Source organism: Exiguobacterium sp. R-39, from assembly GCF_049942815.1.
Taxonomy (GTDB): Bacteria; Bacillota; Bacilli; order Exiguobacteriales; family Exiguobacteriaceae; genus Exiguobacterium_A.
In genome coordinates this window covers 2,585,083-2,604,154 of the sequence record NZ_CP187965.1, presented here as the reverse complement: position 1 = coordinate 2,604,154, position 19,072 = coordinate 2,585,083, and the positions used below count along the sequence as shown (strand labels likewise).

Here is a 19,072-nt window from a genome sequence, read left to right as displayed (position 1 = left end):
GTGTCGAATAATATTTTTGAAATTCTAATTTAGAATAACATTAATTGGAAATCAAATCAAAAAGCAATGGGCTGAAGGCGGTAGTTGTTCGGCTGAACAGAAAAAAGGATTCTTTCCACGGGTGTGGAAAGAATCCTTTCTCATATGAAACTTTCATGTTCTTAGACGGAATAACTGCCGTCCGATTGCTCGGTTAACTCGAGTGTGTCTTTCGCAAAATAGCTGTCGACGACACGTGAAGCCGCCGAACCATCTTCCATCGCACAATACGCTTCCCGGAAGGAATCGAGTCGCGACTGGTAGTCGTTCGTCAATTGCGGGATATTCGCCAAGGCCTCAATAAAGGCATCTTCGGTCTCAAGAATCGGTCCCGGTAAGTCTTTGTAGTAATCAAGATAGAAACCGCGTAACGTATCGCGGTATAAATCAAGATCGTAAGCATAAAAGAACATCGGCCGGTTCATATTCGCGAAATCAAAGAAGACGGACGAATAGTCGGTAATCAATAAATCCGTGATCAAATAGAGTTCCTGAATATCCGGATAACTCGTGACATCGATGAAACGTTCCCGGTGTTCGGCAGGAATCCGCGGTTTCTTCGTCACAAGGACATGGGTCCGGATCAAGAAGACGTACTCGTCTCCGAGCGCTTCAGCGACGCGGTTGAAATCGAACGGATAGTCAAAGAAGAACTTTCCGTTTCCGAGCGACTGATGATCGCGGAAAGTCGGAGCATATAAAATGACTTTCTTATCATCCGACAATTGGAGTTTCGTCCGGATGCTTTCGATTGTCTTCGGCTGATTGTTCGAGAAGAACAAGTCATTGCGCGGATAACCGGATTCAAAAATCGGTCCATCATACCGGAAGGCACTTTTGAAAATCGTCGAGGCATAAGCACTCGGAGACAACAAGACGCTCCACTGCTTGATCGAGTTCGTGACCCGGTCGATGTATCCCTCGTCCCGTCCGTGAATCTCGTCCAAATCGAACAACATCTTCTTGAGCGGTGTGCCGTGCCACGTCTGAATATAGGTCGTCTCTTTCCGGCGTGTGAAGTAATGCGGGAAGTTCTGGTTGTTGACCCAGAACTTCGCCGTCGCCAGGTAATAGAAGTAAGCAGGTGACAGACGTTTGATGACTTTGGCATTCGGATCCCCGAGATACAGACGCTTATGATAGACCCAGACGACTTTATAATCGAGATCACGTCGTTTTAATTCTTCATAGATATAACGCGGGCTGTCGGAATACTGTTTACCGAGTCCACTTTCAAACACGACAAGTTTCGGGTCGACCGGCAACCGTTGCATTAAACGATAGGCCAGTTTCATTGAAGGGAAGTAGAACCGGCTCCGGCGATACAGACGGAAGAGAATATTGGCGGCTTCCGCCGTCTGGATTTGTTCGATCCAATTCCGTTCCTTCTTAAAATCGACGATTGTTTGAAGAATTTTCTCCGAATACGAAGACTCGACGGGTTGCAAGAAGGCTGCAGCACGTGCCTGATATTCCGGCGCCATCGCGAACGAACGGGCAGCCGTCGCGTCGAGATCATTAAACAACTCATCGAGTGTCGATGAGATCGGTCCCGGTAATTCCTGTTCCAGATCCAGATAAGAACCCTTTGGTCCGATGAACCGGACCGGGTCAAATTGGAAATAGTGAACCGGACGATTCAAGAAACTAAAGTCGAACGCGACACTCGAATAATCGGTCACAAGGAGCAGACTTTCCTTCATTAATCCTTGTACGTCCCGTTCACCCTGATGGATGACCGTGATCGGCAAGTCTTCGAAGTGACTCGTATATTGTTGCATGTTCGGATGCAGGCAAAAGACGATTTCGAGCTGATGTTCGTCCGCGAATCGGTGTAATCGTTCACTTGTCAGCAACGTCTGATATTGTTGATAATACTCGGATTCAAAGAATTGAAGCGGTGTCTGTAACCAAGAACGCCATGTCGGGATGATCAACATTTGTCGTTTGACTTCGACATCTTTTGCAAGCAAAGCATCGAAGCGGGACAGACCGGTAATCCGGACTTCCCGTTCCGGATACCCCATGTCCTGAGTCACAAGACGTTTTTCCCGTTCTGAACTGACAAGGAATAAATCCGTATCGAACGCCGGTGCGAATTTGCCGTACTGGTCGTCCATGTTTTTCGTCCCAAGGACACCGTGCTGGATAAAGACACGATCAGCTTTCATCTTCCGTTTGAAGGCTTCCGACCGGAGCGGATAAAGATATTCAGCATGATGCGTCCCGATGACTTTTTTCGACATCAGTGAATGATAAATATGTTCCTTTGACTTGAACGGTAACGCATGTCCTAGCTGTTCGACTTGCGAATATTCATTGGACTCAGGATCAATCACGTAATAGACAGGACGATCGGGATACGTCTCGCGCATGTATTTAAAGAAATGATAACCGTTGTCTTGTGCTTTGTAAGGACGTTCGCCGACGAGCCATGTATTCTTTTCGGCAAACAGTCGATAGAGCGGAGCAAACTTCATCATATGATTCAAATAAGCATAGTTGTCATTCGTAAATTCCGTCATTTCGAACGACAGATTCCGGTGTCCGACCGTAAAGTACGGGATGATATGCATCGTCGTCGCATCTCCTTGACCCCGTGTTTCGGGGGTCAATTGACGGGTGATATAACGTGCCCGTCCAAGGCGAAGCAACGTTGGGGCAGAACGGTGGTAATAGTCCAGAGCAACGAAAGCATCATAAATGCCTTCTTGTAAAAGTTGATGCTCCTGATGCAGACGTGTCCAATTGATGACTGTCCGGTACGTATACCGGTAGAGACCAAATTTTTCGGCACTCCGGGCGTTATCGTATACCCAATCAATCGGGACCGGGATTTGCTCACCCGTCTCGCGGTGCACGAGTTGTAACGTTCCTTTTCGGATGAAAGCATGCCGGGTAAAGATTTTCCCTTTGATTTCCGTTTGATCGGCGACTGGAGAATCAATCGCATCAATCTGCATCTTCGGTTTGACCTTTGGTTCCTTATTTAATAACAGGCGAAGATTCCCTTTTAAATCCGTATACAGGTGGGCAACATGTTGGAAGTCCGCATCAAGCAGTGGTTTTAATGGCGCGGCGATCCGGGTCTCCGAGAACCGGCCGAGAATGATTTCACGTGTGAAGAGATCATCAATAATCGTGGCGTGATTCGGTAAGCCGTTTGTTTCCCATTTCTCGAGCGTCGCAGGTTGGAAATCAGTGACGCTTTTCGAGAATTTGAGCCAGAGCGAGAAACGTCCGGAAGGGAGTTCTGTCTCCTCTTCAGTCGTGTCGTCAGAAGCATCTGTCTCTAAGCTTTCTAACGTGTCTTCAGCCTCTTTCAAAAGCAACGGCTGTTCCTGCTCGGTCAGTTCCTGATTTTCGAGGACACGATTGACGAGGGCAGGAAGTATGTCATGCGTCAACGAAAAGGAAAACTGATGTCCTCCTGAGCTGTGCGTGTTAGGTAAGGCGATTACTTCGTTTAAAAGACGATCGCGAACAAGTAAGGCTTCGACCGTCACTGTAGTATCAGAAAGTTTTCCTGAAAGGGTCTGTTCTTGGAATGTGGAATCCAGTTGCAGGAATTGTTTGAAATTCGATCGTTTTGGACTGTTTTTTTTCGGTGCTGGCAAAATCGTTTTTCCGAATCGTGCCATCCGTAATAATGTCTTGGAAAGACTCACGGGGTAGAACCTCCTCATAAAAAATCGTCTGTTTTCGACGGCGAAAACAAACAGAACGTGTCGTGTGCATGACAATTATCATATCATATTTTACTTTTTTTAGATGGTCAAAATAAAGACAAGTTACAGGAGGCAATCAAGATGCATCATTTCATCTGTATCGACAGCTTCAAAGGCTGCATCAGCTCGTCGGATGCAGCACATGCCATCGAACGGGGGATTTTACACGCCGATCCTGACGCGACGATTGATTGGAGCCCTGTCGCGGACGGTGGAGAAGGTACGATTGACGTGTTATCCGCCAACGGATTTGAGAAAATCGTTGCTCCGACAATCGATTTAGCTGGTCGGCCGATTGAAATGTTCTATGCTCAAAAAGACCGGATTGCCGTGATTGAGGTGGCGACAATCTGTGGGTTGCACTTGAAACGTCCGGAGGATGATGCGTTTTCAGTTCATACACGAGGAGTCGGGCGTCTCGTCCGGCAGATTTTGGCGACTGGTGTATCGGATGTCTTTCTTGCCTTGGGCGGTACGGCGACGACCGATGGCGGACTTGGTTTTTTGGCGGAACTGGGGGCTGACTTGCTGACACAAACCGGTGCGCCGATTCCATGGCAAACGAATCCGTTGATGGAAACGAAACAAATCCGTTTGCCGGCAAGGTCCGGTTCCTTACACGTATTGGCCGACGTTACGGCTTCGTACGCCGGCGAACAAGGAGCTGCTTACGTCTTCGGACCTCAAAAAGGACTGATCACATCCGACATCAATTTACTCGATGGCCGGTTAAAAGAGATTGGAAGCCAACTTCACATCGACCATATCAAAGGGGCAGGGGCTGCCGGAGGACTTGGTGGAGCGGCATATACGCTCGGCGCTTCAATCGAATCCGGAGCATCGTTTGTCCTCCGGATGATTCATGCGCAGGGACGAATCGAACGAGCCGCTTATGTCTGGACAGGGGAAGGACGGGTCGATCGTCAAACCGCGATGGGAAAGCTTCCTTCACAAGTCAGCGCATTAGCTGATCGTGCGGATGTTCCTTGTATCGTCCTGGCAGGAGAAGTCACGGAACGATTGGAACAGGCGTGGATCTGCGAAGCAATTCATGATCTGGGTGAAGGGAAGACACTCGATCCATTCATCACGAAACAACGGTTGGCGCGACGGGCAGAACAAATCGTCCGGCGTTTAAACCTGAAATGACTTTTCTAATTTAGGGAAATGGTTGACTGGAAAAGGAATGAAGCGCTGGCGCTTAGGGTAAAAGAAACTATACTACTCTATCAATTGGAAGGCAGGTCACCACCATGATCAATCAGTCGATTCAACTGTCATTTCGACAAGTCCGGGCACTCGTCGAACATACATTATTGTTATTCAAGGAGCTCGATCAACAACTCGCCAATCGGGGGTACGAACCGATTTTACCGGATGTCGTCCAAACGGAACACGGCATCAGCATTCATCAGACGAAAGACAGCGCGGAGTCACTGGTTCCGCATTTTTTGACCCGGTCTTACACACGTCAAAATGAAAAAGTCTCGAATCATGCGCTGATTGTGTCCGTTCAATACACGCATCCGCTCCACGAACGGTTTGATCCGGTCGTCCTGGTCGGAGACGTCATGTTCAAAAACCCGAAACAGACGGCAAAACTGTTGCTCGATAAACCATGGCTGTTGAAGTATGCCGCCTTCGAATCGACGGCAGCCGGATCATTTGAGCCGACCGGAAAACGTTTCCGGACCCAGCCGATTGAAGAAATCGAATGGCTTGATGTCTGGGGACATCCGTTTACGGAAATGCGCGATGTCGAGGACGTGAAAGTATTGGCGGAAGAAATGATTAAAGGGCACTTGGAGCCGGGGACACCTTGATGTACGGCACGTCATCACGCAAAAATTACGTGAAGCAAGTGATTCTTTTTTGAACGAGACGAGGGTGGCAGAATTGTAATCTGCCACCCTTGTCTTTGTAAAACTGACCGTTGAGTCAGCCCGTTATGTGTGTGTGATACGTAACTCTTGTTCATCGATTTTAGACCGCAACGACAATCCGTTCGATGGCTGCGACAAGATCCGTCGGATTGGTTTTTGGAGCAAACCGTGTCACTTCCCCGTCGCGCGTCACTAAAAATTTTGTGAAGTTCCATTCGACATCCTGCTCGCCTGTAGTGTTTGGCGCAAGTGCCTTCAGTTCTGCGAACAATGGATGTGTTCCTTCTCCGTTGACTTCGATTTTTGAGAAGACAGGGAACGTCACGCCGTAGTTCATTTGGCAAAAGCTTTGAATTTCTTCGTCCGTTCCCGGATCCTGTCCGGCAAACTGATTACACGGAAAACCGAGGACGACGAGTCCTTGTTTCCGGTAATCCTGATGGAGTTGTTCAAGCCCTTCGAACTGTGGCGTCAAGCCGCATTTACTCGCTGTGTTGACAATCAGCCAAGCCTGTCCCGGATAATCTTTTAACGTTGCTTCCGTACCATCAATCCGCTGAAACGTCTGTTCCTGTAACATAAAATTCCCCCTTATGGTCTTACCATCAGTGTATCAAATGCGTCCGGCTTTCGCCTGAAAAACGGTCATCAGATGACAATCCCTTCACAATCCGGTGTCAGACGCCCGGAACAATTATAAAGTTTGATAAAATACAAAAGACTTTGGAAAGAAAGGAGAGATGCCACATGAGAAAGATGTTGAAACAATCGCGTTTTGTCATGATCGCGACGCTTTGTCTCGTCTTGGTTGCAAGTGTTGTTACACTGCTGACCCTCGGATTCGAACGTGATATTGTGATTCTTGTTTCTGGAGTGGTCGCCCTTTGGGTGACGATGCTAGCTCCTTTGACGGTCCAGGCCAAACTGAATGAGCAATCATAACCGATGTTGATTCAAAAAACCGCAGTCCGAGTTCCTGCTGAAGGAGTGTTTCCATTCAGATGAAGGAACCGGTTCCTGCGGTTTTTTTCCTTCTATAACATAGGTCGTAAAAACACTATTTTTATAAAGTAAGTCATCAAAAAGTCTGACTATATTTTTTTTAGAAATTCTATTTACAAGCTTGAATAATCGGAGTAATATCCATCTCATCAACGAACACTAACATGTTAATGCTTCGATCTCAAAGTACGCCGAATTCATGATTGAAGCGGGGGACCCAACCGTCACGACACGTGACACGGGGTGAATCTTCTCAGGTAAGAGAAGTAGGGCGAAATCCTAGGTATGCCCGAATCCGACAGCTAACCTCGCAGGCGTTTTAGGAGGGAACGACTCTTATTCAGTGATGCCAATTTTTTTAGGCGATGCTGGGGCCGTTACTGCCTCACATCGTCTTTTTGCCGTGTTTAATTGTAAAAATATTGAATAATATGGAGGTAATTTCAACATGGGGGACCTTTGGAGTGTCTTGTTACTCGCATTGTTTTTCGGAAGTTCGTTTTTGATGATTGGTTTGATTGAACGGATTCAATGGCGGGCAGGTGACCGGAAATGACCTGGTTTTTGCTGGCTACCGGTTGTGTTGTCTTTTTGTATCTGAGTTATTGTTTGATTTATCCAGAAAAATTCTAATCGCATAGGAGAAACAAATCATGTGGACTCAATTTTTAATTCAATTTTGGATTTTACTGATCATCACCCTGGGAGCGGCCGTTTTGCTTGGACGGTACATCGGAACGGTCTTTGCACCTGTGGCCATTCGAAAAAACGACTGGATCGGTAAGGTGGAACGACGACTCTTGTTGTTGCTCGGCGTCGACGAACGAAAACAGAACCAGTCATGGGTCGGTTATGCGAAAAGTCTGCTGCTCGTCAATCTGTTGTTCTTCGTCGGAGGATACGTGTTACTCCGTTTTCAAGGCATCCTGCCTTTGAATCCGAACGGTGCCGCTAATCTTGACTGGTCGACTGCCCTGCATACGACCATCAGTTTCATGACGAATACGGATCAACAGCATTACTCTGGTGAAGCATTATCCTATCTGTCACAGACGTTTGTCCTCGGAACGATGCTGTTCGTCGCACCGACGATGGCCTTTACAGTCTGCATCGCCGTCATCCGCGGCCTGGCGAATCAGCCGCTCGGGAACTTTTATGCGGACTTCGTTCGTTTCATCATCCGGGTCTTACTTCCGGTGTCTTTCGTATTTGGCGTGTTGCTGATTTTACTCGGCGTCCCGCAGACGTTTGGCGGTGCCGTGACGGTGACGACACTCGAAGGCGCGAAGCAGTTGATTTACCGCGGACCGGTCGCTGCCTTTGAAGTCATTAAACAGCTGGGGAACAACGGTGCAGGATTCTTCGGGGCGAACGGCGCCCACCCGTTTGAAAACCCGAATCAGTACGTCAACTTTATCCAGATGTTTTTGATGCTGCTGATTCCGATGTCACTTCCGGTCGCTTACGGAAAACTGATCGGCTCAGCAAAACAAGGCCGTCTTTTCCTCAGTGTCATGACCATCCTGTTTATGCTGATGACGTTCGGGATGGCGGGCAGTTTGTTTGCGAATCCGACCGCACACGGTCAGGAACTCCGGTTCGGTCAAGTCGGAACTGTCTTGTACAGTTCCATTACGACAGCGGCTGAAACAGGTGCTGTCAATGCGATGCACGATTCGCTTCATCCGCTTGCCGGATTAATCCAGCTCGGAAACATGATGCTGAATGTCGTCTACGGCGGAACGGGTGCCGGTTTCCTGAACGTACTGCTATATGCGTTTGTCGCGGTCTTCCTGACCGGACTATTGATCGGGCGGACGCCGACCTTCCTCGGCAAAAAGCTCGAGACGTTTGAGGTCAAGCTGATGGCAATTACGTTACTCGTTCCGCCGTTTCTGATTCTGGTGGGAACCGCGATTTCGATGTACGTCGCACCGGGTGTCGGAGCGATTTCCAATCCCGGCTACCATGGTCTATCCCAAGTTCTATATGAGTTCACCTCGGCGACGGCCAACAACGGTTCCGGCTTTGAAGGACTTGGCGATGCGAACGTCTACTGGAATGTCTCAACGTCGTTTGCCTTATTCTTCGGTCGTTACATCCCGTTAATCCTGATGCTTGCGATTGCCGGATCGTTAAAAGCGAAACCGGCTGTTCCACAGGATGAATTTTCTTTTAAAACAGATACCCCACTTTTCGGTACAGTTTTCCTCGGTACGGTCGTACTCGTCGGTGCACTGACATTCCTGCCAGTGCTCGTGCTTGGACCTATCGCGGATTGGCTGACGATGTGAACAGGAGATAATGAAAGATGATGGAACCAATCAAAGATCAACCTACTGGGCAGAAACCGAACGTTCCGGAAAAAGAAGCAACAGCAACTGTCAATCCATCGATTGCGAAACAAGCGACACTGGATGCCTTGAAGAAACTAAACCCGGTTCATATGGTGAAACAACCGATCATGTTCGTCGTCTGGATCGGTTGCCTGCTTGCAATCGGCTATACGGTTTTCATCGATGAGATGCGCGGCTTTAACCTAGCCGTCAGTATCATCCTATTCCTGACTGTCTTGTTCGCGAATTTTGCCGAATCGATTGCCGAAGGACGCGGGAAAGCACAGGCGGATTCCTTGAAAGCCTCGAAAGCCGATGTCATGGCACGGAAACGGGTCGGTCAAATGATCGAGAACGTGTCCTCGGCGACACTGCGTAAAGGTGATATCGTTTTCGTCCGGACCGGTGAATATGTACCGGGGGACGGCGAAATCATCAAAGGGCTTGCTTCAATCGATGAGTCGGCAATCACAGGTGAGTCAGCACCTGTCATTAAAGAAGCAGGGGGCGATTTTTCGTCCGTCATCGGCGGAACGTTAGTCGTCAGTGATGAAATTGAAGTCCGGATCACGAGCAATCCCGGCGAGTCATTCCTCGATCAGATGATTGCGCTCGTTGAAGGGGCAAGCCGGCAAAAAACACCAAACGAGTTGGCGCTGTCGACTTTACTGACAAGCTTGACGCTGATCTTTTTACTCGTCGTCATGACACTGCCTGTCTTTACGAATTATTTAGGATTCAGCTTATCGGGTCCGATCCTGATTGCACTGCTCGTCTGTTTGATTCCGACGACGATCGGCGGATTGTTATCAGCAATCGGAATTGCCGGAATGGACCGGGTGACCCGGTTCAACGTCATCGCGATGAGCGGGAAGGCGGTCGAAGCGGCAGGCGACATCCAAACGATTATCCTCGATAAAACCGGAACGATTACATTCGGGAACCGGATGGCATCTGACATTTTACCGGTCGGTGACGCAAAGCAGGAAGCCGCCTTTGCCGGCGCGACGCTCTCATCACTTGCCGACGAGACACCGGAAGGCCGCTCGGTTCTGGAACTTGCCGAACTGCGAAACATGACGATCGAACATGACCGTTTGCAAGGTGCGGAAATCATTCCGTTCCGCGCGGAAACACGGATGTCGGGACTTGATTTAGCAGACGGTCGCCGCGTTCGAAAAGGGGCCGGTCAAGCGATTCAACAGTGGGTCGTTGATCAAGGGGGAGACATCCCCGGCAATCTTCAGGAAACGGTCGAGCAGATTTCCCGTCTTGGCGGCACGCCGCTCGTCATTGCCATCGATTCGACGATCTTAGGTGTCATTTACTTGAAAGACACGGTCAAACCCGGCATGCGGGAACGATTTGACCGCCTGCGGGAGATGGGGATTAAAACCGTCATGTGTACCGGCGACAATCCATTGACGGCAGCGACGATTGCCCGGGAAGCCGGAGTCGATGACTTCGTCGCCGAATGTACACCGGAAGATAAGATCCGGGTCATCAAACGCGAGCAGGACGCAGGACACCTGGTCGCGATGACGGGGGACGGAACGAACGATGCGCCGGCGCTCGCTCAGGCCGATGTCGGTCTTGCGATGAACAGCGGGACACAGGCAGCAAAAGAAGCAGCCAACATGATTGATCTCGATTCCAATCCGACGAAAATTATCGAAGTCGTCGAAATCGGGAAACAGTTGCTGATGACACGCGGCGCGTTGACGACGTTTTCGATTGCCAATGATGTCGCGAAATACTTTGCGATTATTCCGGCAATCTTCATGGTCGCGATTCCCCAAATGGAACTGCTCAACATCATGCGACTCGATTCGCCGACGACCGCGATTCTCTCGGCCTTGATCTTTAACGCGATTATCATCCCAATGCTGATTCCGCTCGCGATGAAAGGTGTCTCGTATAAACCGATGACAGCGGATCAGCTACTTGGTCGGAATTTACTCATCTATGGTCTCGGCGGCGTCATCGTCCCGTTCATCGGCATTAAAATCATTGATGTCTTGCTCGCAAGCATCCTATAAGGAGAACAGAATCATGAAACAGGCCATTCGTGTGACGGTTTTCGTCACCGCGTTGTGCGGGATTGTCTTTCCCGCTTTGCTGACCTTATTCGGTCAGTTACTCGTCCCGGACAAAGCAGCCGGTTCTTTGCTGCAGGAAAACGGAAAATTCATCGGATCGGAATTGATCGCTCAACCGTTCACGTCGAAACAGTATTTTCACGGACGTCCGTCAGCGGTGGATCAATTAGCGGGAGCTTCTGCCGGGGATAACCTGGCCGCGTCAAACCCGGAGCTTGGCAAGCAGATGGCGGAATACGAAAAACAGAATCAGGTGGACGGCGCTTCGCTTCCGGACGATGCCCGCGTGACATCCGGTTCTGGCTTCGATCCGCACATCTCGCTCGATTATGCACGGGCCCAGGTGAAACGGATTGCAACGGAACGAAACCTCTCGCCTGATGCCGTTCGACGATTAGTTGATCAGGAAGCAGGGAACAATCAATATGTGAACGTTCTGATGTTGAATCTGAAGCTTGATCGGAGTCCATCATGACACGCGGAAAGCTGAAGCTGTACATCGGCTCGGCTCCAGGTGTCGGGAAGACGTATAAAATGCTCGCGGATGCACATGCGTTAGTCGGGGAAGGGAAGGACGTCGTCATCGGCTTGATTGAGACGCACGGCCGACGCGATACGGCAGAGATGATTGGACGGCTCGAGCAGGTGCCGTTACTCGACGTCCATTATAAAGAGAAAGTGTTTCTTGAGGTGAACGTCGAAGCGATCATTTCCCGCAAGCCGGATATTGTGTTGATTGACGAACTGGCACATACGAATGCGCCGGGTTCGGTTCGAAAAAAACGGTACCAGGATGTCTCTGTCCTGCTTGAAGCGGGAATCAATGTCTATTCGGCTGTCAACATCCAGCATTTCGAAAGCCTGCTGTTTAAGGTGAAAGAAATGACAGGGGTCGAAGTCCGGGAGCGGATTCCGGATCCCTTTCTCGGGGAGGCGGATGAGATTCTACTCGTGGACGTGACGCCGCAAACATTGCGCGAGCGGTTGGAACACGGGAAAATTTATAAAAAAGAGAAGATTGAACAAAGCTTGAATTCTTTTTTCTCCTTACAAAACTTAGCGAGCTTACGGGAGTTATCGCTCCGGCAAGTCGCAGATGAAGTCGACGATCAAGTGTATCAAGCCCGTCTGCTGATTGAAAAAGATCCGACATTATTACAGGAACGAATTTTGGTCTGTGTCCAGTTGAACGAAAATGCACGAAAGTTAATCTATCGTGGATTTCGGATGGCGAGCCGGATGAAAGCGGATCTCTATATCTTGACGATTCTACCCAAACCGGAAAACCAGTTGCCGGCATTTCAAAAAGAAGTACTGGCGATGTTACGGGAAAGTGGTGCCCTGTTTGACGCAGAAGTTTTAATTCGGATTCAAGGAGAACGTTCGATTGCGGAGACCATCACGGCGGCCGCAAAACATCACCGCATTACACAAATCGTGCTCGGTCAATCCGCACGGACCCGGTGGCAGGAAATCCGGCGCGGTTCGATCGTCAATCAAATCATGCGCCAAAACCGGGGCATTGATTTGCAAATCGTCGCTGATGATCAAGTCTGACAGGGTGTCTCTTCCGCGTAAATGCAGGGGACGTCTTCCGTCAGATGGTGGCGGTCAAAGCACACAAAAAAATCCAGACCACGAATCGATTGATTCAATGTCTGGATTTTTTTGTATTTCTTAACGCGTAAAGACTGGAATATCAAAGACGGCCGTATAGCTGTCCATCTGTTCATACAGCTTGTAGATTTGGGTTGTTTGTTTGACCGCCCAGCCCATATCCGTCGCGTACTGGTGAACACCGGGACGCATCGGACTCCAACGCATTTTGTAGAGTGTGTTTTGATCGTAAGCATTGTGGATGTATGTCGTACTGATGAATTCAGCACCACCGACGATGGCGGCTTCCGGTGTGAACCATCCTTTGCTGTACGCATATGCAGCACCTGTATTGATGGCATCGTAGTCATACGCGCCGATTCCGTACATGTTGTAGACCGTGCGTCCGTTCCAAGTGACGCCTGTCGCAAGTTTCGACGTCCCGTTCCCTGTCTCAAGTAAAGCATGTGAGATGAGGTACGCTTCGTTAACCGAATACTTCGCACCGGCATCGATGAAAGCTTGGCCGCAGCTGCCTGTCGTACATTTACCGAAGATTCCTTTTGTCGCGAGGATATTGTTCAGCGTCGCGGCTGAAGCACCTGTTGATTTGGATAGATCAAGGAACTGGTAATAGGCAGAGGATTGACGGTCGACTTTTAACGGGTCGGCCGCATTCCGGACATCGGCTTCAAGAGCGTTCAACCAATAAATCGTTGAATAGCGTGTAGTCGATGTATAGACACGCGGATAGGTCGTATAGAATCCGCTGACGTTTTGGTAGACCTTAATCATCACGTTCGGTTTGAACTGACCATAGACGTGACTGGCAGTCGTCGCACCGGAGCGGATGTTCAGCGGTGTCGTTGCCGTGACAGTGGCAATCGTTCCGTTGACAGGATCAAGTGCACCGCCGAGGCGAACGTAATCCGAACTGACATACATCAGTTTCGAAGCATATAAATCAGTTTGCGGTGGCGGATTCAGTTTCATTTGGGCACTGATGAAGCTGTCAAACGTATACGGAGTGGCGACCGAATTATAGACGTTCAGCTTGGCTGATGTCATGACCATGGTTCCGTTGTACGCATAAAGCGTCTTCCCTTCATAAGAAACTTCGTACCAGCTGCCGATTTTACCGGTGACCGGTAAAATCGTGTTCACCGGAATGGAAGCGACGAGCTGATAGGCATCCCCGACGTAAGACCGGAGCGAAGTCGTACCGGTTGCCCGGACGAATGATTTTTCAATCGGCTCATAAGCGATCGGTGAAGTCGGTTGACCGAGTTTGATGTAACCTGTTTTTCCGTTGACAGTGACTTGATGCCACTGTCCGTTGACGGATGTCGTGACAAGGGTTTTCGTCGAGTAGACATTGCCTTTGTTTAAGTTGGCGATTGTTGTTGCCGTATCTTTTGCATCACTTTTGACAGCGACCGGAGCGTCGAGTAAGAAGCGGACTTCTGCAATCGTCGTTGTGTCCGAGAACTCCGTCAAAGTGGAAGTAGCTGCATAACCGCTTTTACCGGCATAGGTGATTTTCATCCAGTTGCCGATTTTTCCTGTCACCGTGACGACTGTTCCGTTCGGAATGGTCGTGACCGAAGCGTACGATGGTCCGGCATATGACCGGAGCGGTGTTGAAGCTGATGTTTTATATTTTGTAGCCGGTAATGCCTGATAGTCGATCGATGTTCCCTGGTTGACGCGAACGTAACCGGTTTTTCCGTCGATTGTCATCCGGTGCCACTGTTCCGACCGGCCGTTCGTGACGAGTTGTGTCGTGTAGTAGACGTCATTTACCGAGAGTGTCGTCAACGTATCGGCTGTCGAGTGGTGCGATTTCTTTACGTCGACTGACTTCGATAAGACGAATCGTGAAGCCGGCAGTGTTTTTTTTGTAATCAATTCAGTCATCGTATCCGCAACAACATAACCGGTTTTCCCGTTAGCCGATACTTTATACCAATCTTGAATTTTTCCGATGACCTGAACGTTCGTACCTGTCGCGATGGTTGCGACAGTCGCATATGAATTTCCTGCATATGTACGCAGTACAGTCGTTTCTGTCGCTTTCATTGCCATGTTCTCTGAACTGTAATCGACAGGTGTCCCTTGATCGACCGGGATGTATCCTGTCTGACCGTCTTTTATGACACGATGCCATTTAGACGAACCATTCGTGACGAGTTGATTCGTTTGATAGATATCCTTTGCCTTGAACATCGTGACGGTCGCAGCGTTGGCTTTCGGTACTGCTTTCATCGCGACATCCGTTTCAAGTTGGATATCGGTCGCCGGAATCGGTTGTGTCGTCACATAATCCGTAAAGGTCGTACCGGCTGCGTAACCTGATTTTCCGTCATAAGAGACTTTATACCAGTTGCCGATCTGTCCTTGGATTTTGACGACGGTCCCGTTTGGAATCGTTTTAATGACACCGTACGAAGGACCGGCATACGAGTGCAAGGCCGTTGCTGTCGTTGTCTTTAGAGAAAGATCATGGACCGTATAATACTTGATCGTTTTTCCCTGATTGACTTTGACATAACCGGTTTTGCCGTCTTTTGAGACTTTATGCCATTGCTCGCCAAGCGGATTTGTCACAAGTTGCGTCGTGTAGTAGACGTTTCCTGTTTGCAGGCTGGCAAGTGTCGCAGCGGAAGAAACCGGTGTAGCTTTGATTTCAACCGAATTCGACAACAGGAAGCGTGACGAGGCTAACTTGACCTTCGCCGTGTATTCATTTAAAGCAGCAGTCAAGACATAACCTGTTTTGCCGTCATACGTGATGCGGTGATAGAGACCAGAACGGGCAGTCGATTTGACGATTGCTCCTTTTGGAATCGTGACAAGCGGTCGTTTTGTTCCGTCCGTCGTGTCGTACAGGACAAGAGCCGATTTCGTCTGGAATGCGGTTTCCGGAATCGTTGTTACCTCTTGTTTAGAAGAGCCGGCGAACGCACCTTTATGCATATAACCTGACTTACCTGCATAAGTGACGTTGTACCAGTCACCGATTCGTCCGGTCGTTTGCAGGGAAGTCCCTGTTGGAACGACAATCTGCCGCGGATAGGCTGTACCGGCATATTGACGGAGGATGTAACCGTCTGTCGTTTTTAAAGCAGTCTTCGACATTTTCGTGTAGGCAATCGGTGTCGCGTTTAAGGCACGGGCATAAACCGTCTTGCCGTCATATTTGACACGATAAAAGATTTCGCCAACCGAATTCGTGATTTTTTGTGAACTGTAGTACGCATCCTGTTCATTTAAAGTAGCGATGACAGGAGCTGTCGCCGACGCTGATGTATAAAGGGGCGTCTTTTTCGAAACGAGGAACCGTTGTCCTTTAATCGTTTCTTTCTGATCAAATGCTGTTAGATATTTTGACGCGACATATCCCGTTTTTCCGCCGTATGCTACTCTTCTGAAATAGCCAGAAGACGACTCATACGTGGATGAAACGATAGTTCCGGTCTTGATCGTCAACAAGCGTTTCCGTGAAGATGTCGTCTTGTCATACAGATAAGTATCGGCAGACAGACGGTAGGTCGTTGCTTTGGTCGTCGCAGCTTCGAGTGAAGGGCTGTAAGAAACAAATATGCCGAGGACCAGGATAAAGCTGACCAGCATCTTCAAGGGTTTCGTGAATAGTGTCGTGTTCAAAGATCGTATCCTCCTAGTTAGAATTCGTCCGAAGACGTTTCGGGCTCTAGGATGTCAATTCTAAGATGTGAAATTAATTTGCCTATACTTACTATCGACAATAAAACATTTATCTACAGTATATTTAGATTTTTTTTGAAAAAAGGGGTTTAGTTTTTTTAAAAACCCTTCTGTTTTAGGAAACAGAAGGGAATTAAGTCATATCATGATTTTTTGAAAAAGTTCCGACAGATTAGTCGTCGGTCGGTCGCATTGAAAATCATGACAAAGATAGGCTGTCGCCTGTCGAGTCGGAGCATCGTACGTGGCAAGGAATGGAGCGATTTCGAGCAAGTCCGTTTTTGAACCGACGAGCAGTGAAAGTTCAGGCAGGCGGCGCTGATGGAGCTGCGTCAGAAACGAGGCGACGTCCGTGTAAGATTCCGTCAACAAGATCAACTCCTTTGGTTCCATCAACGTCCGCGTGTAGACACTCAGAAGACTGGCGAAACCGGTCGGTTGAGATTTAATTTCGGAAGCAAGCGTCGAGAAGTTCCGCTGGGCCTGATCCCGGTAGTCGGTCCGGCCTGTCAGCTGGGATAAACGAAGCAGATTCGAGACAGCCGTGCTGTTACCGGCCGGTTTGACGCCGTCATAAACATCTTTCGGCCGCATGAGTAACGTCTCGTCCTCAAATGAAGTAAAGAAAAAGCTGCCGTCTTCGTCAGAGAAGTCCCCGATCATCCGCTCTGTCAGCCGGATTGCCTGTTTGAGATAGGGGATGTGCTGTGTCGTTTGATGCAGCTCGAGATAAGCTTCCGTCAAGAAACTGTAGTCATCGAGATAACCGTTTCCTTGAATATGACCTTGACGGTACCGGACGTGTAACCGGTCGTCGTCCATCAAATGGGTCTCAAGGAACGTCAAAGCCTGTCGGGCACGCTCTGTATACCGCTCATCGTTAAAAACACGTCCTGCTTTCGCATAGGCAGAAATCATCAAGGCGTTCCAAGACGTTAAGACCTTATCGTCACGGAACGGACGGGTCCTTTGACTACGGAAGAGCAACAAGGTCCGGCGCTCCTGCTCGAGTTGGATCAGGATATCTTGGACAGCGGTATTTCGATCAGCCGAGAGTTGCTGAATCGATTGACCGGTCCGCCGAAAAACAATCCGCCCTTCGAAGTTTCCTTGAGGCGTGGCTTGATAGAGAAGTGGGAAAACGGCGTCTTGTCCGAGTAAATCCGTCAGTTCATCGAATGTGAACGTATAAAAAAGACCTTCGCGACCTTCGCTGTCCGCATCTTCTGCCGAATAAAACACACCGTCCGGAGAGGACAAATCGCGTTCGATGTACGCAAAAATTTCTTCCGCATATTGTTTAAACCGTTCTCTACCCGATACTTGATACGTTTCGATACATAATGTCGCAAATAAGGCATTGTCATACAACATTTTTTCAAAATGCGGGATTTCCCAGCGTTCATCGACCGTATACCGGTAAAGACCGAATCCAACGTGATCGGTGATTCCGCCATCCCGCATCGCGGTTAAGGTCCGCATGACCATTTGCAAGGCGGTCTCATCTTCTGCGAACCGGTAATAATCGAGCAGGAAAGTCAGCAACGAAGGCGATGGGAACTTAGGAGCTGTGCCAAACCCGCCGTTCTCCACATCAAACTGACGCATTGCCTGATCAAATGTCTCGTGGACCAATGCCTCATCCAGTGGATCCTCTGAGTCGAAGGTCGTGACCGCCGTTAACGCCTGAATGATTTCCTGTCCGACCCGTTTGATTTTGCCCGGATCGGTCCGGTAGTGTTCACTGAGCTGCAAAAGAACCTGTCGGAAGCTCGGGCGGTTGAATTGCGGTGTCTTCGGAAAATAGGTACCGATGTAAAAAGGTGTCTGATCCGGGGACATGAAGACGCTGAGCGGCCAACCGCCCTGTCCGTTCATCAGTTGGGCCGCCGTCATATAAATCTGATCGATATCCGGTCGTTCTTCCCGGTCGACTTTGATCGAGATGAACCAGTCATTCAGCATCCGGGCCGTTTCTTCGTCTTCGAAGCTTTCGTGTGCCAAAACATGGCACCAATGACAGGTCGAATAGCCAATCGACAGGAAAATCGGTTTGTTCGCCGAACGGGCAGCGGCAAACGCTTCTTCCCCCCATGGATACCAATCAACCGGATTGGTGGCGTGTTGGAGTAAATAAGGACTTTTTTCATTGATCAGTCGATTCGTCGCCATCTCTAAAACCTCGTTTCTTCTATAGTAATAGTCAGTCGTCTTTTGATAACCTTAACGATACCGGTGTTCGGGAGATGAATCAACAAAAGGACCCGTATCCAAAATAGAAGTTTCTTAAAAAAGATTGACTTTATAAAATAAAACGTGGTATATTAAATTTTGTCATGAATCGGGGATGATCACTCATGTGAGAATCCATCACAAAAATACACAATTTAATAATCAGGTCAGGATTTTTAGACCTTACTGACAAATGAGTCAGACATAAGTCATCGCTTTTATTTTGTCCTTCTTCTGTTGAACGAGAAGAAGTTGACCCAGCAAGATAAACCTTCCATTCGATACTTTTCAGCTCATTTCCGAGCGAAATTCTAAAAATCCCAGTAAATACGCAACCCAACGCGTAACTTGATTCTTGCTAAAACGCTTGATTCAGCTGGCGCGGCCAAGGAGCCGTAACAACGAAAGAGAGGTAGGGCTTTCGTCGTTTC

General features: G+C 48.9%; 11 protein-coding genes and 1 riboswitch. Of the genes, 7 read left to right on the top strand and 4 right to left on the bottom strand.

Annotated features, from left to right (window positions below; all coding sequences use genetic code 11):
- Window positions 1-161 precede the first annotated feature (161 nt).
- The gene (locus ACP26N_RS13580; protein WP_426354088.1) at window positions 162-3,707 is read right to left on the bottom strand and encodes a CDP-glycerol glycerophosphotransferase family protein; all 3,546 of its coding nucleotides are present in this window, start codon (window positions 3,705-3,707) and stop codon (window positions 162-164) included.
- Window positions 3,708-3,848: 141 nt separating this feature from the next.
- Between ACP26N_RS13580 and ACP26N_RS13575 the strand changes: the two genes are divergently transcribed.
- The gene (locus ACP26N_RS13575) at window positions 3,849-4,916 is read left to right on the top strand and encodes a glycerate kinase (RefSeq protein WP_426354086.1); all 1,068 of its coding nucleotides are present in this window, start codon (window positions 3,849-3,851) and stop codon (window positions 4,914-4,916) included.
- Between the two features lie 104 nt (window positions 4,917-5,020).
- Window positions 5,021-5,590, top strand: coding sequence for a hypothetical protein (locus tag ACP26N_RS13570; RefSeq protein ID WP_131972240.1), 570 nt, complete (start codon window positions 5,021-5,023; stop codon window positions 5,588-5,590).
- A 160-nt stretch (window positions 5,591-5,750) separates the two neighbouring features.
- Here ACP26N_RS13570 and ACP26N_RS13565 read toward each other — a convergent pair whose 3' ends face one another.
- Window positions 5,751-6,230, bottom strand: coding sequence for a glutathione peroxidase (locus ACP26N_RS13565; protein WP_131502308.1), 480 nt, complete (start codon window positions 6,228-6,230; stop codon window positions 5,751-5,753).
- A 167-nt stretch (window positions 6,231-6,397) separates the two neighbouring features.
- Here ACP26N_RS13565 and ACP26N_RS13560 point away from each other — a divergent pair, with 167 nt between their 5' ends.
- The 5 genes from ACP26N_RS13560 (at window position 6,398) to ACP26N_RS13540 (ending at window position 12,644) form a co-directional block, all read left to right on the top strand.
- Window positions 6,398-6,592, top strand: coding sequence for a hypothetical protein (locus ACP26N_RS13560; RefSeq protein WP_012371418.1), 195 nt, complete (start codon window positions 6,398-6,400; stop codon window positions 6,590-6,592).
- Window positions 6,593-6,831: 239 nt separating this feature from the next.
- A riboswitch (cyclic di-AMP (ydaO/yuaA leader) is annotated at window positions 6,832-6,984 on the top strand.
- A 321-nt stretch (window positions 6,985-7,305) separates the two neighbouring features.
- A complete protein-coding gene (gene kdpA, locus ACP26N_RS13555) occupies window positions 7,306-8,946 on the top strand; it encodes a potassium-transporting ATPase subunit KdpA (RefSeq protein WP_426354083.1) in 1,641 nt (546 codons plus the stop codon).
- A gap of 17 nt (window positions 8,947-8,963) precedes the next feature.
- A complete protein-coding gene (kdpB, locus tag ACP26N_RS13550) occupies window positions 8,964-11,027 on the top strand; it encodes a potassium-transporting ATPase subunit KdpB (protein WP_426354081.1) in 2,064 nt (687 codons plus the stop codon).
- A 13-nt stretch (window positions 11,028-11,040) separates the two neighbouring features.
- A complete protein-coding gene (locus tag ACP26N_RS13545) occupies window positions 11,041-11,562 on the top strand; it encodes a potassium-transporting ATPase subunit C (RefSeq protein ID WP_131972246.1) in 522 nt (173 codons plus the stop codon).
- Window positions 11,559-12,644, top strand: a complete 1,086-nt coding sequence (locus ACP26N_RS13540) for a universal stress protein (RefSeq protein ID WP_188004719.1) — start codon at window positions 11,559-11,561, stop codon at window positions 12,642-12,644. The genes ACP26N_RS13545 and ACP26N_RS13540 overlap by 4 nt, the downstream gene beginning before the upstream one ends.
- A gap of 120 nt (window positions 12,645-12,764) precedes the next feature.
- On the opposite strand, the gene ACP26N_RS13535 is transcribed toward ACP26N_RS13540, so the two are convergent.
- Window positions 12,765-16,349 carry an SH3 domain-containing protein gene (locus ACP26N_RS13535; RefSeq protein ID WP_426354078.1) on the bottom strand — a complete coding sequence of 1,195 codons (3,585 nt, stop codon included), beginning with the start codon at window positions 16,347-16,349 and terminating at the stop codon, window positions 12,765-12,767.
- 198 nt (window positions 16,350-16,547) lie between these two features.
- Complete coding sequence (locus ACP26N_RS13530; protein ID WP_426354076.1) at window positions 16,548-18,581, bottom strand: thioredoxin domain-containing protein; 2,034 nt, start codon at window positions 18,579-18,581, stop codon at window positions 16,548-16,550.
- Between the last annotated feature and the right edge of the window lie 491 nt (window positions 18,582-19,072).